This is a genomic window from Wenyingzhuangia sp. 2_MG-2023, assembly GCF_030548295.1.
Taxonomy (GTDB): Bacteria; Bacteroidota; Bacteroidia; order Flavobacteriales; family Flavobacteriaceae; genus Wenyingzhuangia.
This window is the reverse complement of sequence record NZ_JAUOSB010000001.1, coordinates 507,231-533,936: the sequence shown is the minus strand read 5'-3', so window position 1 is coordinate 533,936 and position 26,706 is coordinate 507,231. Positions and strand designations below refer to the sequence as shown.

Genomic DNA, 26,706 nt, shown 5'->3' with positions numbered 1-26,706 from the left:
TCTGTATTTGGACTGTTTTTTTAGATTTTAATAGTTGTTATATAGTTTTGTAGTAGAATTTTTATCTATAAATACTATGAAAAATCATACGCTAGGATTTCCTAGAATTGGAGCCAAAAGAGAGTTGAAAAAAGCCATTGAAAGCTATTGGGCTAAAAATTGTGATCAAAATGAGTTGCAAAAAGTAGCTGCCGATATTAGAGCAAACAATTGGAAAAAACAACAAGATGCAGGAATAGATTTGATTCCTGTAAATGATTTCTCTTTTTACGATCAGGTGTTAGATTTGACATTGACTCTAGGAGCCATTCCAGAAAGATATCAGGAATTGGCAAACGATGAAAACGTGTCAGAGTTGGATTTGTATTTTGCAATGGCTAGAGGATTGCAAACAGCAAAACACGATATTACAGCCATGGAAATGACCAAATGGTTTGATACCAATTACCATTATATAGTTCCTGAATTTGTAAAAAATCAATCCTTTCAGTTTTTATCAAAAAAAATAAGTAGAGAATATAAAGAAGCCGTTGCTTTAGGCATCAATGCAAAACCAGTATTGATTAGTCCAGCTTCTTATTTGTTATTGGGTAAAGAAAAAGAAGATGGTTTTGATAAATTGGATTTGATAGACGATTTGTTGTTCGTATACAAACAAATTATAGAAGAATTACAAGACTTAGGAGCTACACAAATTCAGATAGATGAACCTTTTCTAGCGTTGACATTGTCTGACAAAGAAAAATTTGTAATTCAAAAAACACATCAATTTTTAGCAAAGAGTTTTCCTAAGGTTGAAATCATCATCACCACTTATTTTGACGATGTTGTAGACAATTTAGAATTAGCCATAACGTTGCCAGTAAAAGTATTGCACGTAGATCTTACAAGAGGAGACGAATTGCAATTGGAAAAGATTCTAAAATCAGACTTTAAAAATAAAAACACTATTTTATCATTAGGGTTGGTAGATGGACGTAATATTTGGAAAAATGATTTTAGCAAATCCATCAAAAAAATAAACAAAGCCAAAGAAATTTTAGGAAATGATCGTGTTTGGATAGCTCCATCTAGTTCTTTGTTACACGTACCGGTAGATTTAAAAAGTGAGCAAAAGTTAGATGAAGAATTACTCTCTTGGTTGAGTTTTGCAACTCAAAAATTAGAAGAAGTTGTTGTGCTTTCTAACTTAGGAACACATCCTTCTAACGCAGATTTGTTGGCTTTAGAAGCGAATAAAAAAGCCATTGAAACACGAAGAGAATCTGTGAGAATTCACAAGTTTCATGTAAAAAATCGTGAAAGTTTTATTGAAGAAAAAGATGCGCAAAGAACAAGTGCTTTTGTGCACAGAAAACAACTTCAGAAACAAGCCTTAGATTTGCCTTTGTACCCAACAACAACTATTGGTTCTTTTCCTCAAACCCCAGAGGTAAGAAGTTGGAGAGCTCAGTACAAAAAAGGCTTGTTGTTTCAAGAAGAATATCAATCGTTGTTAGAAGAAGAAACAGCAGCATCTATCAAATTTCAAGAAGAAATAGGTCTAGATGTTTTGGTACATGGTGAGTTTGAAAGAAACGATATGGTGGAGTATTTTGGAGAACAATTAGAAGGTTTTGCATTTACACAATTTGGTTGGGTACAGAGTTATGGAACACGTTGTGTAAAACCACCTATTATTTTTGGAGATGTAGAAAGATTAAAGTCCATGACTTTAGGTTGGACAGTATACGCACAATCATTGACTAAAAAGTATGTAAAAGGAATGCTTACAGGGCCTGTTACTATTTTACAATGGTCGTTTGTAAGAGACGATCAGCCAAGAAAAACTACTTGTAACCAAATTGCATTGGCCATTAGAGATGAAGTGGTTGATTTGGAAAAAGCAGGAATTAAAATTATTCAGATAGATGAACCTGCAATTAGAGAAGGTTTGCCATTAAAAAAAGCCAATTGGAATACATATTTAGATTGGTCGGTAAAAGCTTTTAGGCTTTCTGCGAGCGGCGTAAAAGATGAAACGCAAATACATACACATATGTGTTATTCTGAGTTTAATGACATTATTGAATCTATTGCAGATATGGATGCCGATGTTATTACTATTGAATGTTCTCGTTCCCAGATGGAATTGCTAGATGTTTTTGCAGAATTTAATTATCCTAATGAAATTGGACCAGGAGTGTATGACATTCATTCCCCAAGAGTTCCTTTGGTAGATGAGGTAGTAGATTTGATAGAGAAAGCAGAAAAGTATGTTCCTAAAGAAAATATATGGATCAATCCAGACTGTGGTTTAAAAACCAGAAAGTGGCCAGAAACCAAAAAAGCTTTGGAAATAATGGTAAAAGCAGCACAACAAATAAGAGAAAAAGTAGTAGTTAGTTGTTAGGTTTAAAAAATCCCAGATTCCAAAATGGAATCTGGGATTTTTTAATTGAGAATAACAGTAATAGTTTCTTCATTTCGACTTCACCAGTTCATCGTGGTGTTTGAATGGATTTGAGAACTTAAGATGGATCAACTCTAGGTTTTAAGCATTCATAATACTTTCAATTTCCTCAATTTCAATAGGAATGTTTTTCATCAAATTGATAGGTTCTGCATTTTTTTGAAGCACCAAGTTGTCTTCTAATCTAATTCCTAAATTTTCTTCGGGAATGTAAATTCCAGGCTCTACAGTTAAAACCATATTTGCTTTCATTTCGTTTTCAAAATCTCCATAATCATGCGTGTCCAAACCTAAATGATGAGAAGTTCCATGCATAAAGTATTTTTTATAAGCTGGGTTTTCTTTTGTTTGATTTTGGATATCTGCTTTGTCTAATAATTTTAAAGAAAGCAATTCGGCAGTCATCAATCTAGCAACTTCATCATTGTAATCTTTCCAAAGTAAACTTTCACGCAGTAGTTTAGAAGCTTCGGTTTTTACATTTAAAACAGATTGATAAACAGCTTTTTGTCGATCTGTGTATCTACCATTTACAGGAATGGTACGTGTCAAATCACTAGAATAGTTGGCATATTCTGCAGCGGTATCCATTAAAATTAAATCTCCACTTTTACATTGTTGATTGTTTTCAATATAATGCAACACACAAGCAGAATAACCAGAAGCTATAATGGGAGTGTAGGCAAAACCTTTGGAGCGATTGCGTACAAATTCGTGAATCAATTCTGCTTCAATTTCGTATTCCCAAACATCGGGTTTTACAAAGTTCAACACACGGTCAAACCCTTTTTTAGTAATGTTACAAGCTTGTTCAATCAATGCGATTTCTATAGGAGATTTGACTCCTCTTATCTCAAATAAAATATCAAAAGAAGACAAGTAGTTGTGCGCAGGATAGGTTTGTTTTAACTGAGCCACATATCTATCTTCACGAGATTGCATGTAGCGAGGAGCTCGTTTGTGATGATTTTCATTGATGTAAATGTTTGTTGCTTCTTTGATAAGAGCACTTATAACATCTTCCATCTCAGAAAGCCAATAAACGGTACTTATTCCAGAAGTTTGTGTAGCTTGGTCTTTGTTCAATTTTTCACCTTCCCAAATAGCGATAAGTTCACTAGTTTCTTTGAGAAATAAAATTTCTTTGTGGTTGGGATTTTGAGCATCTGGAAACAAGACCAAAATAGATTCTTCTTGATCTACTCCACTCAGGTAAAAAATATCTCTGTGCTGATGAAAAGGAACGGTACTGTCTGCTCCAGTTACAAAAATATCATTGGAGTTAAAAATGGCAATGGAATGGGCTTCCATTTTAGCCGTAAAATGCTTTCTGTTTTCTACAAAAAGTTTCGGATTGATAGGAGTGTATTTCATAATGTAAAAATATAACAAACTTATTTTTTATTTTTTTATTTATTACTATAATTGTTATCAATTAAAAGGAGCATGCCGAAAATCCTTAATTAAAGAGTAGGTGCTAAAAAAAATATATGAAAAAAGTATTATTAATGTCATTTGTACTGGTAGGGCTAGTAATGACAAGTTGTTCAATGAGATTAGTTGATTTTACTGTAATTAGTAGTAAAAATGTAAACTTAGCAGGGATTAAAAAGTCTGAAGGTGTAAGAGTAGAAGCATCAAAAAGTTATTTTTTAGGAATTGGATGGAATATTAAAGATGGAATAGATAAAGCTTTAGAACAGGCAGGTCCTCAATATGATATGTTGATTGATGGAGTTGTTAGATATTCTAGTTTTCCTTTTGTAGCTACTATAAAGGTTGAAGGAACTGCTGTAAATTCAGAAACAATGGTTGCGAAAATGGGACAAGAAGCATTTAATCAATGGTTAAGTGGTCATCAAGTTACTACTGTTAATACAGCTAAAGTTATTGTAGAATAAATCATAGCAAATAATCAAAAAGGGAGTAGTGAAGACTACTCCCTTTTTTTATTAGATATTCTCCAAAATACTCAAAGCTTTCTTCACACTATCAATCCTAATAAAAGTAATTAACAAACGCAAGCCTGCTTTGGTTTCTTTTTCTTTCATTACACACATTTTAGAATTGTTTTGAACGTATTTTAATACATTGGTAAAAGCTTGAGTACTGTAATATTCACTCTGCTGATCAGACACAAAATAACCAATCATACGTTTTTGTTTCAGCACAATTTTTTCTAATCCTAGTTTTTTAGCTAACCATTTTATTCTTACTGAGTCTAACAAATCAACCACTTGCGTTGGAAGTTCCCCAAACCTATCGGTCAATTGTTTTTCAAATTCTTGCAGTTCTTTTTCATCGGATATCTCTCCTAATTTTTTATACAAATTCAATCGCTCTGCAATGGCATTTACATAATCGTCAGGAAATAAAATCTCAAAATCAGTATCTATTTGAATGTCCGAAACAAACTCTTTATCGGTAGTATCTTCATCGTACAATTCCTTAAATTCTTTTTCTTTCAATTCTTTTACGGCTTCTTCTAGTATTTTTTGATACGTATCAAAACCAATATCGGTAATAAACCCGCTTTGTTCACCTCCTAATAAATCTCCTGCTCCACGAATTTCTAAATCTTTCATGGCAATATTGATTCCGCTACCCAATTCACTAAACATTTCCAATGCTTGAATACGTTTACGAGCATCCTCGGTCATCATGTGATAAGGAGGACAAATAAAGTAGCAGAAAGCTTTTTTGTTAGAACGACCTACACGACCACGCATTTGATGCAAATCAGACAATCCAAAATTGTTGGCATGGTTGATAAAAATGGTATTGGCATTCGGTACATCCAATCCGGACTCTATAATGGTAGTAGCTACTAAAATGTCGTAGCTTCCATCCATAAAATTTACCATAATTTCTTCTAGTTTTCTTCCTTCTAACTGACCATGACCAATTCCAATTCTGGCATCAGGAACCAAACGTTGTAGCATTCCAGCTACTTCTTTAATGTTGTCAACTCGGTTGTGAATAAAGAAAACCTGACCTCCACGAGAAATTTCATACATGACGGCATCACGAATGGTTTCTTCGCTAAATGTAATTACATTACTTTCTATAGGATGGCGGTTGGGAGGTGGAGTAGCAATTACGGACAAGTCTCTTGCAGCCATCAAACTAAACTGCAACGTTCTTGGAATTGGGGTTGCGGTTAGGGTTAACGTATCTACATTTTCTTTGATGGTTTTTAACTTGTCTTTGGCAGCCACACCAAATTTTTGTTCCTCATCAATAATTAACAAACCTAAATCTTTGTATTTAATTTTATCAGAAACCAATTGATGTGTTCCTATAACAATGTCTAGTTTTCCACTTGCCAAATCGTCTAATACCAATTTTTTCTGTTTGGCAGTTTTAAAACGGTTTAGGTAATTGATGTTTACAGGAAAATCTTCCAATCTTTTTTGAAAAGACTTAAAATGTTGAAAAGCCAAGATGGTTGTAGGCACCAAAACGGCTACCTGTTTACCATTGTCTACCGCTTTAAAAGCAGCACGAATGGCAACTTCTGTTTTTCCAAAACCGACATCACCACAAACCAATCTGTCCATAGGTTTGTCATTTTCCATGTCTGTTTTTACATCTTGGGTAGCGGTAAATTGATCTGGAGTGTCTTCATACATAAAACTAGCTTCTAGTTCGTGTTGCAAATAACTATCCGGATCGTATCTAAATCCTTTTTGATTTTTTCGTTTTGCGTAGAGTTGAATCAAGTCAAAAGCAATTTGTTTTACTTTGGCTTTGGCAGTTTGTTTGGCTTTTTTCCACGCTGGGGAACCTAGTTTGTGAACTTTAGGTATTTTACCATCTTTTCCAGTGAATTTAGAAATTTTATGAAGTGAGTGGATACTGATGTACAAAACATCTGCATCACCATAAATCAGTTTGATGGCTTCTTGTTTTTTTCCACTAACATCAATTTTTTGCAAACCTCCAAATTTTCCAATTCCATGATCTATGTGAGTTACAAAATCACCAATCTCTAAACTGTTTATTTCTTTTAAAGTAACTGCTTGTTTTTTGGCAAAACCATTTTTTAATTGAAATTTATTATAACGTTCAAAAATTTGATGATCGGTATAACACACCATTTTATGAGTATGGTCTACAAAGCCTTCGTGAATCTGAAAAACTACGGTTTCGTATTCCACTTCGTGTTCTGCATCGCTAAAAATATCGTGAAAACGTTGTGCCTGTTTCTCATTGGCACAAAATAAATAGTTGGTATATCCTTTAGCTGTATTTTCTCTTAAATTGTCTATCAACAAATCAAACTGTTTGTTAAAAGAGGGTTGAGGCGTGGTATTTCCGTCAATAGCGTTATTATTGTTGCTATTGCTGATGCTTACTCTGCTATAGTGATTGAGTTGTTCTTTGATTTGAATTCCATCCACAAACAAATCGCTTGGCAAAGCATGTTTTAGGTTTTCGGATAGGTTTTGAAAACGCTGAATTGCTTTTTCAAAAAGGGTGTTCAAATCGTTTTGTAAAATGTCCATATTAAGTGTGAAAATCACACTGTTGTTGGGAATAAATTTTAAAAATGATTCCCTTTTTTCGGAAAATTGTTTGTTTTCCACATTGGGCATGATGTTGATTTTATTAGGTCTGCCTGTAGACAGCTGACTTTCCACATCAAAGGTTCTGATGCTATCTACTTCGTCTCCAAAAAATTCCAAACGATAAGGTTCATCATTGGCAAAAGAAAATACATCAACAATTCCTCCACGCACGGCAAATTCACCAGGTTCAGTTACAAAATCTACTCGGTTGAATTTGTATTCAAACAAAACTTCGTTGATAAAATCAATACTATATTCATCACCTTGGGTAATTTTAAGCGTATTGCTATTCAAATCTTTTTTGGTAACTACTTTTTCAAACAATGCGTTTGGATAGGTAACAATAATGGCTGGTTTTTTTCTAGAATTCAATCGGTTCAATACTTCAGCACGCATCAACACGTTGGCATTGTCTACCTCTTCTATTTCATATGGCCTACGGTAAGAACCCGGATAAAACAAGACATCTTTGTCGTTGATCAACTTTTCCAAATCATTTAAATGATAAGCAGCTTGTTCCTTATCATCAAAAATAAGCAACAAAGTTTTGTCTGTTTTGGCAAAAGCTTCGGCAATTAAAAAAGACAAAAAAGCACCGTGATATTTGCTTAAAATACTGTGCGATTTTTCTTGAGAGATTTGAGAAACAAATGCTTGTGTACTGCTAGCATTCTGAATTTTTTCTAGAAGAGATTGAATTTTCAAGACTATATAAATTTTGATACAAATGTAGGATTCTGAATTTGTTTTAAAACAAGTCTCTTTATATTACTTTCTATAGAAGACATACAAGAGACCTTTTTGGATAATGTTTGTTAATATTCCTTTAATATTTTATTGAGATGTAATTTATTTTGATATTTTTTTCTGTTGAAAGTTATAAATTCTAACCTAAAATAATGTAACTAGATATTGATCGTTAATTTATATTACCATTAAATCCCGTAATTTGTTACATATAATGCTTTATAGATAGCAACAAAATTTATTATTTCTAATCAAATATGAATATTAGAGGAAAAGAAAAAACACTAATTGCTTATATAGGAAGTGTTGAAAATTTAGAAATTAAAGAAGAGTTGACAAGATGTAGTAAAGAAGTTTTAAACTTAAACAAAGCTCCTGATTCTGTTGATGATTGGTTAGCTAGTCCAGATTTAATAGTGTTGAATAGCAATTGTTTAGATGATTGGGAGAAAGAATGGAAAAAAATTAAAAAGATAGATGTTTTTAAAGACCTTCCTTTTATTTTAATAACATCTTGTTTTTTAAACAAAAAATCACTTTTAAAGTTACTAAACAAAGGCCTTTTTGGTGTTGTAAATAATCATCAACTAGATCAATTGTCTATACTTTGTACTTCTGCAATAATCCAGGGTAAAAAAGTTAAAAAAGAACAACTTAAAGCAAACGAATTAAATAGAATACTAAGTACAAATTATTTAATTATTGATGCTAAAAATAAGCAACTTGAAGAAACTAAAAGTAAGCTTGAAAAGTTGATAAATTTACAAGAAGAGGTTTCTGCTAAACATTTAAAATACTTAATATCTGAAATAGACCAAAAATTAAATAAAGAGTATCACTATCAATTGTTTAAAGTTCATTTTGAAGAAGTTCATCCTCTTTTTATAAAAAGTTATTTATGATAAACTATAAATTAACAGACAATAATTTAAAATTATTAGCTTTTTTAAAGATGGGTTTTAATAATAATGAAATTTCTTTTTTATTAAACATTTCTTTAGCTGCTGTAAAAAAATCAATCCAAAGATTGAAACTTAAGTTAGATTTAAGTCCCAAAGATTCATTAAGAGCATTTTTATTTAATATTTAGGAGACATTTGGGAGACATTTATTTATTCACACGGTGTTTTATTTAAATTTTTTAGAAAAGAATTTAGTTTTGTTTTATACGTCGTTATACTAAAGTATCATATGGATGATAAAGACTATTCTTATTGGTCAGTTAATAAAAATGTAAAATACTTAATAATAGATTTTACAAATGTTACTAATGACGATTTGGGAATACGTATTCTACATAAGGCTTATGAAATGTGTTTGCTTTGCCCTGACAAAAGTGTCATCATTATTGGATTGGCTAAAGGGGGTAAATTAACCCCAACCGCATTACGAAAAGTATTAAAAATAGGGATGGAGGTACAGCCCAAAATTAAAAAGTCCGCTGTAGTAGGTGCTGTGGGAATGTTGTCCTTATTATTTCGTATTTACATATCTTATACTAGAAGCAAAGTAAAGTTTTTTACAGATGAAAATGCTGCTTTGAGTTACATAATATCTGATGATTGAAATATCAATTGATGCCTAAAAGATAAACAATAATTACCCCTATTATTTACTCAGGCATTATGGTCTAATCTATTCATAGGTTAGACTTTTTTTTATCCGTTTACTATTGATATTTTTGCAGCATGAGCGCATTTGTAAATTACAAGAATACCCCAATACATTATACTGAAACCGGAAAAGGAACTGCAATTGTTTTGTTGCATGGTTTTTTAGAAAATATTTCTATGTGGAAAAGTCTAGAAACATTGTTAGCAACAAAATACCGTGTGATTTGTGTGGATTTATTAGGCCATGGAAAATCTGAAAACTTAGGTTATGTACACACCATGAGTGAAATGGCAGAGAGTGTGAAAGCTGTTTTGGACGAGTTGAATGTTCGTCGTTCTTTTTTTGTAGGACATTCTATGGGAGGATACGTAGCATTGGCCTTTGCAGATTTGTATCCAGACAATGTAAAAGGGTTGATTTTATTAAACTCAACGGCTAGACCAGATTCTGAACAAAAGAAAATAGGTAGAGATAGAGCTATTGCTGTGGTCAAAGAAAATCACAAATCGTTTATAAGAACTTCAATTCCTATGTTGTTTAGGTCTAAGTGTAGAAAAATATATGCAGAACAAATTGCTGAGGTAAAAAAAGAAGCATTGGCAACTTCTAGGCAAGGAATTATTGCCGCTTTAGAGGGGATGAAATTGAGATCAGATAGAGAGGTTTTATTGCATTTTGGACCGTATCCAAGTATGATTATTCTAGGAAAGAAAGATCCTGTTTTAAATTATGATGATTTGATTGCTCAGACTCATGGGGCAAATACTGAAGTTGTAGAGTTAGAAAATGGTCATATGAGTTTGATAGAAGACAAAGAAGCTGCAGAACAAGCTATTTTAGAGTTTGTGAAAAAAAATTAATTATGAATCACATAGCTGTTTTTAACAAATCAACCACGCAAAATACGGTGGTAAATAATCTATTAAAAGGAAAATTGTTTCCTGAATTCAAGGAGAGAAAAGGAGGAGTATTCAGTCTTTCTGTGATTGAGAAATTTATAGAAGAAGAGCAAAAACACGATGATTTTACACTAACAAATCATAAAATAGATGGTAATGGGAATGTAAGAAGTTTGACATCGTTTTCTAGCGGTCAACAAAAACAATTATTGTTAGCTTATTTAAGAAAACAGAATTATGATTTTTTAGTTTTAGACAAACCTTATGACTGTTTAGACATTGCCTCTCAAGAAGATTTGGAAAAGGAATTGATAAAACTATCTGAAGAAGTAATCTTTATTCAGTTGTTTAAAATTAGAGATGAGGTTTTGCCTTTTATCGATGAGTTTTATTTGGTAGATGAAAAAGAAATTTTGTTTTCGGGTTCTGCTAAAGAATATGATATTCATTTTTACACACAATTAAAGCCTTACGTTTTTGAGAAGAATTTGCCATTAGTACTAAACAAAATTGAAGTAGAAAATCCGTTGGTAAAATTTACGGATGTGAATATTTTTTACGAGCAAACTAGACAAATTGTAAATAACATTAATTGGACTATAAATAAAGGTGAGTTTTGGCATTTAAAAGGTCCTAACGGATCTGGAAAAACAAGCTTGTTAACCATGATAACAGGTGACAATCCCAAAGCTTTTGGAGAAGACATTATCTTGTTTGGACAAAAAAAAGGAACAGGTGAAACTGTCTGGGAGCTTAAGAAAAAAATAGGCTATTTTTCACCCAATTTAATAGCTAATTTCAACAAATTATTCACAGTTCAACATATGGTGTTATCTGGTTTTTACGATTCTATAGGACTGTATGAAAAACCTACAGGCCATGAAATTTATGAAGCCGATAAATGGTTAGATTTGGTGGGGTTAAAAGAAAAAAAACAATCCTATTTTGTGCGATTATCTCCAGAAATGCAAAGAATAATATTGATTATTCGTGCCATGGTAAAACAGCCTCCTTTGTTAATTTTAGACGAACCTACTAATGAATTAGATGATTATGCAACTTCTATGTTAACAGCTTTTATCAATAAAATTCATCAAGAAACAGATACGGCTATTTTATACGTATCTCATAGAATGTTAGTAGGTTTACATCCGGATAAAGTGTATGAACTGATTCCAACAGAAAAAGGATCTGTAGGAAAAGTAGTGGTATAAAAAATCCTCAGCATCTGCTGAGGATTTTTAGTTTTAGTTTTCTTCGTTTTTGTCTAACAAAGCGTTCCAACCTTGTGCTGTTAGTGGTACTGCCTGATTTGTTCCTCTTGTAATCAAATTCATACCGTTATTAGCATCGGTCATATGACCAATTACGGTTAAGTGTGGGTTTCCCTTAATTTTATCAAAATCACTTTGGGCAATGGTAAATAACAATTCGTAGTCTTCTCCACCACTTAAGGCAACGGTAGTGCTGTTTAAATCAAATTCTTCACACACAGAAATTACCTGTGGGTCTAAAGGAATTTTATCTTCGTACAGGTTACAACCCACTTTAGATTGCGTACAAATATGTATAATTTCAGAAGACAATCCATCGGAAATATCAATCATAGACGTTGGAACTACCTCCAAATCGTTTAAAATTTTAACAATGTCTTTTCTAGCTTCGGGTTTTAATTGTCGTTCTATCAAATACGTATAAGCATCCAAATCGGGTTGGTTGTTTGGGTCTACTTCAAACACTTGCTTTTCGCGTTCTAAAACCTGAAATCCTAAATAAGCAGCACCTAAATCTCCTGTAACCACCAATAAATCGTTTTCTTTAGCGGTGTTTCGGTAGGTTATTTTTTTCTCATCAGCATGGCCAATAGCAGTTACACTAATCAACAAACCTTTGGTGGACGATGTTGTATCTCCACCTACCAAATCAATATTGTATTTGTCACAAGCCAATAAAATTCCGCTGTACAATTCTTCCACGGCTTCTAAAGGAAATCTGTTAGACAAAGCAATGGAAACGGTGATTTGAGAAGCTTCAGCATTCATGGCATATACATCCGATAAGTTGACCATTACAGCTTTGTAACCCAAATGCTTCAAAGGCATGTAAGACAAATTAAAATGAACTCCTTCTACCAATAAATCGGTTGTAATCAACGTTTTTAATCCTTTTGCATCCAAAACAGCACAATCATCACCAACGGCTTTGACAGTAGAAGAATGATGTATGTTAAAGTGTTCTGTTAAATGTTGAATCAATCCAAATTCTCCAAGACTAGCAATGTCTGTTCTTTGAGGTGTTTTATCTTCTAACATAATTTTTTAAGGTTGAAAGGTTTGATGATTTATCCTACTAAATAGACAATTATTAATGTGTCTAAATTAAGGGTTGCAAAGATACATTTTAGATTGATGATGTCTATGGTGATATAAATATTATTCATCTAGCTTATGATAAAAATCAGTTTAAAAATGGTAAATTTGCATCAAGTTTAGATTTAATCTATAAAGTTATGATAAAAGTATCAGATATAGCTAAGAAAAAAGTGGTAGAATTGATGACCGATGACGGTTATGATGCTGTCCAAGATTTTGTTAGGGTAGGAGTAAAGAGTGGAGGATGTTCTGGATTGTCATACGATCTAAAGTTTGACAAAGAGCAACAAGATGGCGATAAAGTATTTGAAGACAATGGTGTGAAAATTATTGTTGATAAAAAAAGCTTTTTGTACTTAGTAGGAACTACTTTGGAATATTCTGGAGGTTTGAATGGAACAGGATTTGTGTTTAACAATCCTAATGCTAACAGAACTTGTGGATGTGGAGAGAGTTTCTCTTTGTAATTGTTTGATGTAAATAGACAAAAAAGCTAATAACATCAAATACAATTTTTATCAGTATTTAATTGATATAACTGGAGGTTTTGAATTGCAATTAAGCAGAATTTTGTTAAGTTTTTAGATATGACAAAAGACCTGTGAGGAATGTAGAATTTTGATTATTATTGCAGTTCGTTTGAAACAAATTCGCATTAAATATAATGGGGATGAAATAATAAAGAAAATGATGGAAATAGCAAACGCAATTAGCAAATTTCATCAAGTATTTGAAAAATAGGAAGATTAAATAATTTTTTAATCTTTCAATTCTTAAATCTTTTAATAAGATTAAAATGAGTAAGTATACAGAAGACAATTTAAGAGAAGAGCTAAAAACGAAAGAGTATGAATATGGATTTTATACTTATTTAGATGCTGAAACTTTTCCTAAAGGACTGAATGAAGATGTAATTAGAGCAATTTCTTTAAAAAAGGAAGAGCCTGAATGGATGACGGAATGGCGTTTAGACGCTTTTCGTAAATGGTTAGACATGGACGAGCCTGAATGGGCAAATGTGCGTTATGAAAAGCCAGATTTTCAGGCAATTAGTTACTATTCAGCACCTAAAAAATCAGATCCTAACAAAACTTTAGATGATGTAGATCCAGAGTTGTTAGAGATGTACAAAAAATTAGGAATTTCTGTAGACGAGCAAAAGAAATTACAAAACGTTGCGGTTGATATTGTTGTAGATTCAGTTTCTGTAGCTACTACTTTTAAAAAGACTTTAAACGAAAAAGGAATTATTTTCTGTCCAATTTCTGAGGCTATTAAAGAGCATCCAGAATTGGTGAAGAAATACATGGGATCTGTAGTTCCAAAAACAGATAACTTTTATGCAGCTTTAAATTCGGCCGTGTTTACAGATGGATCTTTCTGTTACATTCCTAAAGGAGTTACATGTCCAATGGAATTGTCTACTTACTTCCGTATCAACGAAGGAGGAACAGGACAATTTGAACGAACATTAGTTGTTGCAGATGAAGGTTCTTTTGTAAGTTATTTAGAAGGATGTACAGCACCAAGTAGAGATGAAAATCAGTTACACGCAGCGGTGGTTGAATTAGTAGCTTTAGATGATGCAGAAATTAAATACTCTACAGTGCAAAACTGGTTTCCTGGAAATGCAGAGGGTAAAGGTGGAGTTTACAACTTTGTAACCAAAAGAGCAGTTTGTGAGAAAAATGCAAAAGTATCTTGGACACAAGTAGAAACAGGTTCTGCAGTAACATGGAAATATCCTTCTTGTATTTTAAAAGGAGACAATTCTACTGGTGAATTTTATTCCATTGCAGTCACTAACAATTACCAACAGGCAGATACAGGAACTAAAATGATTCACTTGGGTAAAAACACCAAGAGTACCATTATTTCTAAAGGTATTTCTGCGGGTCACTCTCACAATAGTTATCGTGGTTTGGTAAAAGTAAATGCAAAAGCAGAAAATGCACGTAACTTTTCACAATGTGATTCTTTATTGATGGGAGATTTATGTGGAGCACACACTTTTCCATACATTGAAGTAAAAAACAAATCAGCACAAATAGAACACGAAGCAACGACAAGTAAAATTGGAGAAGACCAATTGTTTTACTGTAACCAACGTGGAATAGATACTGAAAAAGCAATTGCTTTAATTGTAAACGGGTTTAGTAAAGATGTATTAAACAAGTTGCCAATGGAGTTTGCGGTAGAAGCACAAAAATTATTAGAAATCAGTTTAGAAGGATCGGTTGGTTAAGTAGTTTAATGAACACCTAAGATTAAGAATTAAATGGCCAAAAGCCAATAGCTAACAGCTAAAAGCATATAATAAGATGTTAAAAATAGAAAATTTACACGCTAAGGTAGAAGATAACGATATCTTAAAAGGATTGAATATAGAAGTAAAAGCAGGGGAGGTTCATGCTATTATGGGGCCTAACGGTGCTGGTAAAAGTACATTGGCTTCTGTAGTTGCAGGTAATGAAAATTACGAAGTTACAGAGGGTGATATTTTTTTAGAAGGAGAAAATATAGAAGATTTATCTCCAGATGAAAGAGCACACAAAGGTATTTTCTTATCGTTTCAATACCCTGTAGAAATTCCAGGTGTAACGGTTACCAACTTTATCAAAACAGCAATCAATGCTAAAAGAAAAGCATTAGGATTAGAAGATATGCCTGCTGCAGAGATGTTGAAAAAAATTAGAGAAAAATCTGCTTTGTTAGAAATTAAAAAAGATTTCTTGTCTCGTTCTTTAAACGAAGGGTTTTCTGGAGGAGAAAAAAAACGTAACGAAATTTTTCAAATGGCCATGTTAGAACCAAAGTTGGCTATTTTAGATGAAACAGATTCTGGTTTAGATATTGATGCTTTACGTATTGTAGCTAATGGAGTGAATAAGTTAAAATCTAAAGACAATGCAGTAATTGTAATTACACACTACCAACGTTTGTTAGATTATATTGTTCCAGATTTTGTACATGTATTGGCGGATGGGAAAATCATCAAATCAGGAGGAAAAGAATTAGCTCTAGAGTTAGAAGAAAAAGGGTACGACTGGTTAGTAAAATAAATTCGAGTTGTAAAGTTGAAGCTTAAAAGTTAAAAAGAGAAATCTAAATTAACTTGACAAACTTCATTACTTGATAACTTTTAAAACTTATACAAATGAGTTTACAAGATAAATTAGCAGCAGCATTTAAAGGAGATTCTAAAAATGTTACTGTAGAAAATTATAAGAAAGAGGCTTTTGAATCTTTTTCTCAAAAAGGATTTCCTACTACTAAAGATGAAGAATGGAAATACACCAGCTTGAGAAGTGTGTTAAAAAATGAGTATGGTATAGAATCTGCAAAAGCATCAAATGTAACGGCAGCCACCATCGACCCTTTTTTAGTTGCAGGATTGGATTCTTATAAATTGGTGTTTGTAGATGGAGTTTTTCAAGCTTCTTTGTCTGATGTAATTGAAGAAGTTTCTGTAAAGTTATTGTCAGAAGCTATTGGAGATGCTACTTACTCAGCTGTTTTTAAAAACAAATACAATACACTAGCAAAAGGATTTACAAGTTTAACAGATTTAAATACGGCTTTTACCAACGAAGGTGTAGTGATTGATGTTGCAAAAAGCAAAGCGGTTTCTAAACCTATTGAGTTGATTTATTTAGCTTCTGGAGAAACATCAGCAATGTTGTTACAGCCAAGAAACTTAATTTTGGTAGGAGAAAATGCAGAAGTTAAATTTATAGAACGTCATCAATCTGTTGCTGAAGTTGCTACATTTAACAATGTGGTTACCGAAGTTTTTGTAGCTAAAAACGGAATTTTTGATTTGTATAAAATTCAAAATGATAAGAATGATGCTTCTCTAGTAGATGCTACTTTTGTGGCACAAGAAAGAGATACCGTTGCTTCTGTGTATACATTTTCTTTTGGAGGAAATATCACAAGAAACAATTTGTCGTTTTATCAAAATGGACCAGGGTGTGATTCTATTTTGAATGGAATTACAATTTTGGAAGGAGATCAATTGGTAGACAACCATACTTTGGTAGCTCACAAATCACCAGATTGTCAATCTAACGAGACTTATAAAGGAATTTACGGAGGTAAATCTACAGGAGTCTTTAATGGGAAAGTAATTGTTGAACAAGCAGCGCAAAGAATTAATGCATATCAACAAAATGATTCTGTGTTGGTTTCAGACAATGCAACCATCAATTCTAAACCTCAGTTAGAGATTTTTGCAGATGATGTAAAATGTTCTCATGGATGTACTATTGGTCAGTTAGATAAATCAGCATTGTTTTACATGCAGCAAAGAGGTATTCCTGTTAAGGAAGCAGAAGCTTTGTTAATGTTTGCTTTTTGTTCTGATGCAATTAAAGAAGTTAAAATTCCTGCGTTGAAACAAAAAATTAATCAAATGATGGCTGATAAATTAGGTGTAAACATTAAGTTTGATGAGATATAACTTAGTTATCTTTAGAATATACAAAAGCTTTCAAATTCATTTTTGAAAGCTTTTTTGTTTTTAGAACATGGTAAAATAATAGTTTTAACTTAATCTATTTATGATCTTTTTTTCAGTTGATTTTTTTATCATTGATGTACATTTCAAATAGAATAATAATGAAAAAAATAGTAATGGCTTTTGTTTTGTTTTCATTGAGCATGAATGCAACAAACAATTGGGGAAAAACTGGTCATAGAACCGTTGGTAAAATAGCAAATGAGCACATTTCAAGGAAAACAGCTAAGAAAATTAGTCAGTTGTTAGATGGGGAATCTCTAGCCTTTGTATCTATTTATGGTGATGAAATTAGAAGCAATCCTAAATACAATTCTTTTGCTCCTTGGCATTATGTAAATTTTGAAGGAGATAAAAAATACATGGAGGATGAAATCAATCCTAAAGGAGATGTTATTCAGGGAATTAAGACTTGTGTTTTAGAAGTTAGAAACAAAGAAAATTCTAAAGAAGATAGAGCCTTTTATTTAAGAATGTTGGTGCATTTTGTAGGTGATTTGCACATGCCTTTACATACAGGTAACAAACACGATTATGGAGGGAATAAAGTAAAAATAAAGTGGTTTGGAGAACCTACAAACTTACACAGTCTTTGGGATTCTGGTATGATAGAAAATTACAAAATGAGTTATACAGAGTTGGCTTTTAATTTGGATATTACTTCTAAAGAAGAAAACAAAAAATTAGGAAAAGGAACTTTGGTAGATTGGGCTCATGAATCTAGATTATTGGCCTTAAAAGTATACGAGTCTGCTAAAAATGATGAAAATTTGAGTTATAAATACATGTATGAACAGTTTCCTTTGGTTAGAACTCAATTGCAAAAAGGAGGTGTTCGTTTGGCTAAAGTTTTAGATGAGGTTTTTAAATCTAAATCCTCTTGGTTGGAAGCATTTTTATCAAATATATAAGGAGGACATCTAGTTTTGATAAATTACAAGTTGTGTGATTAGCTAAGGCTTTTTGTTTTAAGATATTAGTATTGTTATCTGAAATATACCCTGTTTTAGTTTTAAAGTTTCAAAAAAGACAAATAAAAAAGCCAATTCTATATCTTTAGAATTGGCTTTTTTAAGTTTAGATCTGTTTATCTATATAAATTATTCCCATTTGTTTTCTGCGCTTTCTCCACCCCAAATAATAGTGGCTAAATACGGATTGTCAATAAAGGGGTTTCTGTTACCTTGGGCTCCTTGAAATACGTTATTTCTTTGAATTTCAAAATCCGAAATAGGATCTTCTTTATTCCATTCTAATAAGGTGTCTAAATCTCCAATAGTAGAAATACTTTCATCATATTTAATATTCATATAGAAAACGACTCTAGCAACGTCTCCTTTCCAATCATCTCCAGGATACCATTCTCCATTTACAATTCCAGCACTACCACTTCCTTCAACAAATTCACGATTACTTCTTGAGCTATTTAAAGAAGCATCACAAACTCTTAGGTTGTGTAGATCAGCCTCTCTATAATCATCATCTAAAAATGATTGAGGGTAAATATGTTCTGTGTTAAAAGTTTGGGTACTATGTGGATTTAAGCTAGATGTCCATTCTCTTTTATCTCTACTTTCCCCAGTATACATTAGCAATACATTTGCAGAATTATCAGGATCTTGGTCAGCATCATATAAATAATCATGCCTATCAGTATATGATAAAATAGTAGTATGTTTTGTAGCAGTAAGGTTGCTTAATTCTGATGATAAACTCTCTGGGTTTGTAGAAAAGTTTACTGAATTGTAATAATCTTTTAGTTGATCAGGAATGATAAATGTAATATCACTTTCTTTTACAAGAATTGTAACAGTTGCAGATGAACAATCAGAATCATCACAAATTGTATAAGAAAAAGTATCAGTACCAATAAAACTAACTTCAGAAGTATAAGTTACTTCACCATTACTTTTTAATTTAGCATTCCCTGTGCTTAAAGACGTATCAATTGAAAGAATAGTTGTGTTACTTGTTATCTCATCATTATCTATAAGATTATCTAAGGTTATTGATGTGTTTTCAAAGATTTCGTAGGAATCATCTACAGCTTTAATTCCTTCTACTAGCGTTATTGTTATTGTAGCTGTTGAACAATCATTGTTTTCATCACAAATTGTATAAGTAAGACTATCTTCACCAATATAATCTAGTACAGGAGTATATTCTATGCTATTATTTTCATTTAATGTAGCATTTCCTTTTGTAGTTTGAGTGTCAATTGATTTAAGAGAATATCCTTCTAGTATAATATCGTTATTTAAAAAGTCATCAATAATTATTGTTTTATTTTTTACAATATTATAGCTGTCATCTACAGTAATAGAAGATAATCCGTCTAAAACTTCAATAGTAATTTTTGCAGTTGAACATTGTGGAGTGTTTGATTTGTTACAGATAGTATATTCAAATGACTCTTTTCCTGTATAATTTTGTTGAGGTGCATAGGTAATGCTTCCATCACTATTTAAAGTTACAGTACCAGCTATGTTGGTTGCATTGATTTCTAGGTTAATGTCTTCAGTATTCTTATCATTAACTAAAAAATCGTCAATTAGTAATCTAGTGTTCTCAGTTATTTGATACAAGTCATCATATGCTACTGGTTTTTCTAATTGCTTAGAAATAGAATCACTATCTGAGCATTGGATGAATAATAATGTAAAAAAAGCAATTAAATGATATTTTTTCATGAGATGTGTTTTTAAAAAAAACCAGCATAAATTAATGCTGGTTTTGATGCTATTTTTTAAAAATAAAGTTTATTCAGTTACATAGTTATAATTTCCATCTTCTCCTAATTCTACCAAAAAGGTTTCTGTACTAGAAGGACCATAAGTTTCTACTGTTACAGAATATCTACCTCCCGCTGCTGTATCAGGGAATCTAACTTTTAATACTGCATCTAAGGCTAATAATATTTCACTATCATCCCATCCTGTAGCACCAGAATATCTGTTAAAGTTTCCATATGATAAGTTTCCAACTTCGTCAGTTAAGTCATCATTATCAGCCAATCCAGTTGCTACTAAATCATAATCCTCCGAAATAAATTCGTAATCTGTAGCGTTATTTGGTTGCCATTTGTCTCCATTATAAGTGAATTTAAGAGTAGATTTTGGTGCAGACCAAGAGTTACCGTCAAAAACGAATTGTGTACCTCTGTTTGGCGTTCCAGCTGATCCTCCAAAATAATATTTATAAATAACAAACATTGAATCTTCTATTTGCGCATAAGGATATTTAGAGCTTAAGAATGCTGGCAAGTAATTTTCAGGTGATACAGAGTCGCTAAAGTTATCGTATTGACCAGGACCAGGATTCCCCATTAAATCATAATCAGCACTTGTTAAGATATATATATTGTCTAATGATTTTAATTCCCAATCAGCCCCGTTATATAAATAAAGTTCAGTAATTACTTCAGTGTCTGGTAAAGTAGTTTCTTCAAAAGATACTGGAGCGGCATATGCATAATCTCCGGTTGCAGTAAGTTCTACTAAAAAGGTTTCTGTAGTAGTAGGACCGTAAGTTTCGACTGTAATTGAGTATCTGTCTGTAACTGCTGTGCTAGGGTATTTAACTTTTAAGAACGCGTTAAAAGCTTTTAAAAGCTCATCATTGTCCCATCCACTGTCTCCAGTATATCTATTAAAGTTACCATAGGATAGATTTCCTATTTCGTCAGCTAAGTCTGTATCACTAGACAATTCAGCTATTACTGTGTCATAATCTTCATCAACAAAAGTATAATCGGTTACTTTTACTTGTGAAGCATATTCGTAATCTCCACTATTGTTATGTTTTAAATAAAAAGTTTCTGTGGAGGTAGGACCATAGGTTTCTACAGTTACAATAAAAACTTGTTCAAGTTTAGCACTAGGGAAGTTGTTTTTTAATACTACATTAAAAGCTTTTAAAAGCTCATCATTGTCCCATCCAGTAACACCAGTATATCTATTAAAATTTCCGTAAGATAGGTTCCCAATTTCATCTGCTAAATCTGCATCACCAGCTAATTCAGTTATTACTAAATCATAATCTTCGTCAGCAAAAGTGTACGCTGTAGTAATACCATTTGGCTCTTCTACAAATTGATTGTATACAATTTTAACAACATCCCCTTCTTGAGTTGTTTTTAACTCGTCTATTGATTCTAATACATCAATAATATTTTCTGAAGGAGTTAAAGCATTGCTTAAAGTTTCAAAACTTGGGTAATCTTCATCCTGTAATTCATGCGTAGTAGAGTTGATTACTTTGGCTAAATCTTCATCATCAATATTTCCTGTTTCTACATATTTTACGTTTACAAGTGCATTAACGCCTTTAGCTTTTAAACTTAGTACGTCTGCCAATAAAGGGGCTATTTTTATTTCAGCATCTTCAATACTAGTAAAGGCATTAAATGTTTCATAAATATCTTCTTCAGAACTAGTGTCAAAGTCTGCAAAATCATCTGATGTTAGTTCGTAGGTTAAGTCACCGGAGATTACGGATGATTGATCTATTTCTCCAGAGGCTTTAAGTTCACTATATGTATCCTCCATAGGATCACAAGACGTTGTGATGAAGGCAAAAAATCCTATTAATATTAATATTTTTTTCATTTTCTAGTTTTTTTAAAAGTTAATTTTTGTCGAAATACTAAATGTTCTTCCTGCACCATACCAAACTTCTGCACCAGCAGCAGTTCCATCATTATCATCAGCTACAGATACGTATTCGGTGTTAAATACATTGTTCATACGTGCAGTAATTTTAGTGTCTAAGTCTTTAATTTTAAACTTATGACTTAATACAGCATCAAACAATCCTACACTTGGTATTTCCCATGGTTGAGGTAAACCAGCACTTCCTCTGTTACTTGGATCAAAGTCAGCAAAATACCTGTCGTAATAAATATAATCAACTGCTAACGTTGTGTTTTCAGCCATGCTATAGTTAAATCCTAATGCTCCAGTAGTTTGGGCAGATCTACCAACAGGTGTTCCTTTAACAAATAAACTTACAGTTTCTACTACTTCTTGATCTTCATTTATGATATCAACATTTTCTACGTTGCTATCCCAGAACCAATCACCTAAACTTACCATACCAGTTACTTTTAAATTTTCAAAAGGTCTGTATTCAAAGTCTACTTCAATTCCTTGGTGAACAGCATTTACACCAGTAATGTTAGCATATGCGGTTGTTTTATCTGCTTGTTGAAAACTTTCAACTTCTGTTCTGTCATTCCATCTTGTATGGTAAAGGTTAACGTTTGCAGCAAGCTTTTCAGTTCTTAATCCGTAACCTAACTCATAACTATAAATTTTTTCATTTTTTGCATCTTCGTTTGTGTTGTTGTCATAACCTGGCCAAACAGCATCAAAGTCAGGAGCTCTTTCAAAGTACCCAGCGTTTACAAAAACATTGTGATAATCATCTAAACGATAGTTAGCACCACCTTTAAGTCCATAACCTAAGAAATTAACAAAATCAGTTTCTTGATTTCCTGGAGTTTCTTGAAAGTATTCTATTCTTTTGTAACTAGTCATAGATAAGTTACCTGTAACAAAAGCAGAGATTTTGTCTTTATTGTATTCTATTTGAGATAACAAACCTCCCCAGTTTACAACTCCGTCATTGTAATATGCAATTTTATCACCTACTTGGGCAGCGTTATTAGGATTGTTGTCATCATCATCATTTAAGTAATATTGAGCTCCTAATAAATCAGTAACTTCTTGATAGTGTTTACCCGTATAAGTTCTTAAGTCTACTCCGTTTACCCAAGTAACATTTTCATTTAATTCAGTAGTTAAGGTAGATAAAGCACCTGCCCAAAAATGATCGTTTCTACTTGCTCTTAAAATAGCAGTTCCTCCATTAACACCACTTGAAATATTTTCTTGTACTATTCTGTCTAAGTCAACAGGACCATAGTTTCCTAATTTGTAATCAGGACTTGTAAATTTACCAGACTCATCTCCAGCAGTTCCACCACCACCACCAGAACCAGCTGATACGTAAGCTGTAGTAGTTAATTTGTTGGTTTCATTAATAGTCCAATAATGGTTTAATGATATTTGTGGTTTGTTGTAGAAATTATCTTCTATATGAGTTACTTGTCCATTTTTATATCCCCAATCAGGATTGTATTTAATACCTCTTTCATTGTTTACGTTATCAGCAATGGTGCTTTTAGTTTGTCTTTGTCCATGACGTTGTTGAGCCCCAATTACGGTAAAAGATAATTTATGAGCGTTGTTGATTTTATAAGAAATGTTAGTGAAATATGAAACTCCATTAAATTCAGTTCCATCAACATAACCATTTCCATTCGTTCTATCTGCATAAACAGTAACGGCCAATCCGTTATCCATTAAACCTGTAGAGTATTTTAAACCATATTTGTTATATCCATCATTACCTAATCCATAGCTAAAAAAACCTCCTTCTTCAGCATCAGTAGTTTCTGTTATAATGTTTACAGTACCTCCAATAGAAGGAATGGCAACTTTAGACGCTCCTAAACCTCTTTGTGTTTGTGTAGAAGAAGTAACAGCCCCAATACCAGCCCAGTTAGACCAATATACACGACCATTTTCCATATCGTTAACAGGTACACCGTTGATTAATACCCCAACGTTTTCTGAGTTAAAACCACGCATGGTAATTTCACCATCACCAAAACCACCACCCGCTTTTGATGTATAAACACCAGGAGTAGTTTTTAAGATTTCAACAAATTCTTGATTTCCTAATTTTAATTCAATATCGGCTTTTGTGATTTTAGAAGTAGCAACAGGGGTTTTTCTATCAATAGTAGCAGAAGCAACAATCATGATTTCATCCAATCCTACAGAAGAACTTTCCATAACAATTTTCATCTGTTTTGTTGAGTCTGTTGTAACAACTTTGGTTGTAAATCCTAAAGAAGAAATTTCTAACTTATCTGAATTAGTTGTTGTGTTTATTTCAAATTCTCCATTAAAGTTTGTAAACACTCCTTTGCTGGTGTTTAAAATTTTAACGGATGCTAATGGAATTGGTTGTCCAAAGCCATCAATAACCAACCCAGTGATTGTTTTTGACTCTTGTCCAAAACTCTTTAGTATTAAAGAGGTGAACACTAAAGTAAATAGAATAAGTTTTTTCATTTTTGATATAATAGATTTAGTTTGTCCGACAAAACTAAATACTTACAATATTGTAAATGAAAATGTTGTCTTATATTAAAAACAACAAAGATTAAAATTAACGTTATCTAAAACATTGCAATGTTAATTTAATGTAAAACTTAGATAAATAAAACATTAAATTTTAACAAAAGTTTAGCTATGTAGATTCTGTTTAAACTTTAGTTGGTAGGTGGGGTTAAACATAAAAACTCCAAGTACAACAGTACTTGGAGTTTTATTTTAAGATAAAATCTTAGTTTATTAAGCCTCTACAGGGATAATAGAAACGTAAGATTTGTTGTTTCTTTTCTTTTGGAATTCTACAATTCCATTAACTTTTGCATGTAAAGTATGATCTTTTCCCATGTAAACATTTTCACCTGGGTTGTGAGTAGTACCTCTTTGACGTACTAAGATGTTACCAGCCAATGCAGCTTGTCCACCAAAAATCTTTACACCTAATCGTTTCGATTCTGATTCTCTACCGTTCTTCGAACTTCCGACACCTTTCTTATGAGCCATAATATTGTGTTTTTATAAGGTTATTATTTTTCTTTAATTTGTTTTAGACACCTAAAATTAAGCGTTGATTGCTTCAATTTGGATTTCAGTAAAATACTGACGGTGTCCGTTTTTCTTTTTGTAACCTTTTCTTCTTTTTTTCTTAAAAACGATTACTTTATCACCTTTTAAGTGACCTAAAACTTTAGCTTTCACTGAAGCTCCTTCTATAGCTGGGGCGCCAATAGTAACATCACCATTGTTGTCTACTAATAAAACGTTGTCAAAAGAAACTGAATCTCCTTCTTCGTTTTGCAAACGGTGAACGTATACTTTTTGGTCTTGCGCTACTTTAAACTGCTGCCCTGCTATCTCTACAATTGCGTACATACTTAAATATTTAAAATGCTTGTTAATAAAATGGACGCAAATATACATTTTATTTTTCAACAAAAGGCAACAATAAATATTTTTTTGAAATATTTATTGTGTTGATTTTTATATATTTACATCTATTCTTAAACCCTTGTATTTGTTGAAAACTCATTCTAAAATAGTTGCTGTATTTTGTTTTTGGTCTTTTACATTGTTTGCGCAAATAAACGTTGATAATGTGATTGATGATTATTTTAAGGCGATTGGTGGAGTAGATTTGCTAAAACAAGTGACTACTTTTTCATCGGTTTCTGTTACAAACTTAAATGGAGAACATATTGAGTTAAGAACAAAACAGAAATTTCCAAATCTTAAATTGATGGAGATTTATAAGAACGATGTGTTGATTTCAAAAAAAGTATTCAATGGTAAAAAAGGGTACAAGCTTACAAAAGGTGTTAAAAAAAAATATACAGAAGAAGAGATTGTTAATGAAAAGAAACTATCAGCCGTTTTTCCTGAGTTTGGTTTTTTAAATACAGCCGCATATGTTGGGGAAGCGCATGTTTCTGGTAAACTATGTCATGTTTTAAGTTTTGAAAATAAAAAAATGTATTACGACAGTCTTTCTGGATTGAAGTTAAAAGCGGTGACTGTTTTTAAAAAAGATACAAAAGAGATAATTCAAGAAACATATTATTCGGATTATAAAAAGGTAAAAGGCATTTTATTTCCGTTAACGTACTTGATTAAAGTTAAAGATATGGAGATTCTGTACACAGTAGAATCTATTTCTTTAAACAGAGATGTAATTCTTTCAGATTTTGAGTAGAACTTTATAGTTTTTGTATATTTGGTTCAATTTTATAATTAAGAATCATGAACATCATAAAACTAGTATTTATAGCTTGTTTGGCTATTCAAGTAATGAGCTGTAAACCTTCTGAAAAAAAAGAAGTTGCCACTGAACTAAATGCACCTGAAAAATTAGCTACAGCAAGTGTTAACATAGAAGGAATGACTTGTGAAATAGGTTGTGCAAAAACTATTGAATCCAAAATTTCTAAGTTAGAAGGTATAACGGAATCTAAAGTGAATTTTGAAGCTAAAAAAGGAACTTTTACATACGATAGTAACAAGACATCAGAAGAAAAGATTATCAATACGATTAACAATCTTTTGGATGGGAAAACATACAAAGCCAATATTTTAGAAAACTCTTGCAAACCTGGATGTGAAAAACCATGTTGTGCAACCAAAGAAAAAGTAGAATGTTCTAAAGAGTGTGCGGATAAGTGTGGTCATAAAGAAGGTGAATCATGTAAGAAATCTTGTGTTGATAAAAATGACACTTCTGAAAAAGAATGCAAAGCTGAGCATAGTGAGAAGTCATGCTGTAAAGACGAGAAAAAAGATTGCGAAACAGGTTGTGAGAAAGCATGTTGCACTACTAAGAAATAATTTATATAACCTTTATTTGTAAAAGCTGCTCT

22 protein-coding genes are annotated in these 26,706 nt (G+C 32.2%); 14 read left to right on the top strand and 8 right to left on the bottom strand.

What is annotated here, in order from left to right:
• Positions 1–76 precede the first annotated feature (76 nt).
• On the top strand, positions 77–2,392 hold the full coding sequence (gene metE / locus Q4548_RS02090; RefSeq protein WP_303450901.1) for a 5-methyltetrahydropteroyltriglutamate--homocysteine S-methyltransferase: 2,316 nt from the start codon (positions 77–79) through the stop codon (positions 2,390–2,392).
• Between the two features lie 141 nt (positions 2,393–2,533).
• Here the strand turns inward: metE and Q4548_RS02085 are convergent, their stop codons facing one another.
• Positions 2,534–3,826, bottom strand: coding sequence for an aminopeptidase P family protein (locus Q4548_RS02085; RefSeq protein ID WP_303450899.1), 1,293 nt, complete (start codon positions 3,824–3,826; stop codon positions 2,534–2,536).
• A gap of 134 nt (positions 3,827–3,960) precedes the next feature.
• On the opposite strand from Q4548_RS02085, the gene Q4548_RS02080 reads away from it, so the two are divergent.
• The gene (locus tag Q4548_RS02080; RefSeq protein ID WP_303450897.1) at positions 3,961–4,353 is read left to right on the top strand and encodes a hypothetical protein; all 393 of its coding nucleotides are present in this window, start codon (positions 3,961–3,963) and stop codon (positions 4,351–4,353) included.
• A gap of 51 nt (positions 4,354–4,404) precedes the next feature.
• Here Q4548_RS02080 and mfd read toward each other — a convergent pair whose 3' ends face one another.
• Positions 4,405–7,728 carry a transcription-repair coupling factor gene (mfd, locus tag Q4548_RS02075; RefSeq protein WP_303450895.1) on the bottom strand — a complete coding sequence of 1,108 codons (3,324 nt, stop codon included), beginning with the start codon at positions 7,726–7,728 and terminating at the stop codon, positions 4,405–4,407.
• A gap of 299 nt (positions 7,729–8,027) precedes the next feature.
• Here mfd and Q4548_RS02070 point away from each other — a divergent pair, with 299 nt between their 5' ends.
• The 5 genes from Q4548_RS02070 to Q4548_RS02050 all read left to right on the top strand — a co-directional run bounded on the left by Q4548_RS02070 (position 8,028) and on the right by Q4548_RS02050 (position 11,497).
• A complete protein-coding gene (locus Q4548_RS02070; RefSeq protein WP_303450892.1) occupies positions 8,028–8,672 on the top strand; it encodes a hypothetical protein in 645 nt (214 codons plus the stop codon).
• Positions 8,669–8,860 (top strand): hypothetical protein, encoded by a 192-nt coding sequence (locus tag Q4548_RS02065; protein ID WP_303450890.1) that lies wholly within the window; start codon positions 8,669–8,671, stop codon positions 8,858–8,860. Before Q4548_RS02070 ends, Q4548_RS02065 begins: the two co-directional genes overlap by 4 nt.
• A 101-nt stretch (positions 8,861–8,961) precedes the next feature.
• Positions 8,962–9,336 carry a hypothetical protein gene (locus Q4548_RS02060; RefSeq protein WP_303450887.1) on the top strand — a complete coding sequence of 125 codons (375 nt, stop codon included), beginning with the start codon at positions 8,962–8,964 and terminating at the stop codon, positions 9,334–9,336.
• 122 nt (positions 9,337–9,458) lie between these two features.
• On the top strand, positions 9,459–10,244 hold the full coding sequence (locus Q4548_RS02055) for an alpha/beta fold hydrolase (RefSeq protein WP_303450884.1): 786 nt from the start codon (positions 9,459–9,461) through the stop codon (positions 10,242–10,244).
• A gap of 2 nt (positions 10,245–10,246) precedes the next feature.
• Positions 10,247–11,497 carry an ATP-binding cassette domain-containing protein gene (locus tag Q4548_RS02050; protein WP_303450880.1) on the top strand — a complete coding sequence of 417 codons (1,251 nt, stop codon included), beginning with the start codon at positions 10,247–10,249 and terminating at the stop codon, positions 11,495–11,497.
• Positions 11,498–11,530: 33 nt separating this feature from the next.
• Here the strand turns inward: Q4548_RS02050 and thiL are convergent, their stop codons facing one another.
• Positions 11,531–12,595 (bottom strand): thiamine-phosphate kinase, encoded by a 1,065-nt coding sequence (gene thiL, locus Q4548_RS02045; protein ID WP_303450878.1) that lies wholly within the window; start codon positions 12,593–12,595, stop codon positions 11,531–11,533.
• Between the two features lie 197 nt (positions 12,596–12,792).
• On the opposite strand from thiL, the gene Q4548_RS02040 reads away from it, so the two are divergent.
• The 5 genes from Q4548_RS02040 to Q4548_RS02020 all read left to right on the top strand — a co-directional run bounded on the left by Q4548_RS02040 (position 12,793) and on the right by Q4548_RS02020 (position 18,085).
• Complete coding sequence (locus Q4548_RS02040) at positions 12,793–13,122, top strand: iron-sulfur cluster assembly accessory protein (protein ID WP_303450876.1); 330 nt, start codon at positions 12,793–12,795, stop codon at positions 13,120–13,122.
• Positions 13,123–13,451: 329 nt separating this feature from the next.
• Positions 13,452–14,900, top strand: coding sequence for a Fe-S cluster assembly protein SufB (gene sufB, locus Q4548_RS02035; protein WP_303450874.1), 1,449 nt, complete (start codon positions 13,452–13,454; stop codon positions 14,898–14,900).
• 76 nt (positions 14,901–14,976) lie between these two features.
• Positions 14,977–15,717: a Fe-S cluster assembly ATPase SufC gene (gene sufC / locus Q4548_RS02030; RefSeq protein ID WP_303450872.1), complete on the top strand. Its 741-nt coding sequence runs from the start codon at positions 14,977–14,979 to the stop codon at positions 15,715–15,717.
• 95 nt (positions 15,718–15,812) lie between these two features.
• A complete protein-coding gene (sufD, locus tag Q4548_RS02025) occupies positions 15,813–17,117 on the top strand; it encodes a Fe-S cluster assembly protein SufD (protein ID WP_303450869.1) in 1,305 nt (434 codons plus the stop codon).
• Between the two features lie 158 nt (positions 17,118–17,275).
• Positions 17,276–18,085 carry a S1/P1 nuclease gene (locus Q4548_RS02020; RefSeq protein ID WP_303450867.1) on the top strand — a complete coding sequence of 270 codons (810 nt, stop codon included), beginning with the start codon at positions 17,276–17,278 and terminating at the stop codon, positions 18,083–18,085.
• 189 nt (positions 18,086–18,274) lie between these two features.
• Here the strand turns inward: Q4548_RS02020 and Q4548_RS02015 are convergent, their stop codons facing one another.
• The 5 genes from Q4548_RS02015 to rplU form a co-directional block, all read right to left on the bottom strand.
• The gene (locus tag Q4548_RS02015; RefSeq protein ID WP_303450864.1) at positions 18,275–19,864 is read right to left on the bottom strand and encodes an Ig-like domain-containing protein; all 1,590 of its coding nucleotides are present in this window, start codon (positions 19,862–19,864) and stop codon (positions 18,275–18,277) included.
• Positions 19,865–19,933: 69 nt separating this feature from the next.
• Entirely contained in the window at positions 19,934–21,781 is a 1,848-nt protein-coding gene (locus tag Q4548_RS02010; RefSeq protein ID WP_303450862.1) for a hypothetical protein, read from the bottom strand.
• A 12-nt stretch (positions 21,782–21,793) separates the two neighbouring features.
• A complete protein-coding gene (locus Q4548_RS02005; RefSeq protein WP_303450859.1) occupies positions 21,794–24,316 on the bottom strand; it encodes a TonB-dependent receptor domain-containing protein in 2,523 nt (840 codons plus the stop codon).
• A gap of 282 nt (positions 24,317–24,598) precedes the next feature.
• The gene (gene rpmA / locus Q4548_RS02000; protein WP_303450857.1) at positions 24,599–24,859 is read right to left on the bottom strand and encodes a 50S ribosomal protein L27; all 261 of its coding nucleotides are present in this window, start codon (positions 24,857–24,859) and stop codon (positions 24,599–24,601) included.
• 57 nt (positions 24,860–24,916) lie between these two features.
• Positions 24,917–25,228, bottom strand: coding sequence for a 50S ribosomal protein L21 (rplU, locus tag Q4548_RS01995; RefSeq protein ID WP_303450854.1), 312 nt, complete (start codon positions 25,226–25,228; stop codon positions 24,917–24,919).
• A 142-nt stretch (positions 25,229–25,370) separates the two neighbouring features.
• On the opposite strand from rplU, the gene Q4548_RS01990 reads away from it, so the two are divergent.
• Complete coding sequence (locus Q4548_RS01990) at positions 25,371–26,045, top strand: hypothetical protein (protein ID WP_303450852.1); 675 nt, start codon at positions 25,371–25,373, stop codon at positions 26,043–26,045.
• 47 nt (positions 26,046–26,092) lie between these two features.
• On the top strand, positions 26,093–26,674 hold the full coding sequence (locus tag Q4548_RS01985; protein WP_303450849.1) for a heavy-metal-associated domain-containing protein: 582 nt from the start codon (positions 26,093–26,095) through the stop codon (positions 26,672–26,674).
• Positions 26,675–26,706: the final 32 nt, after the last annotated feature.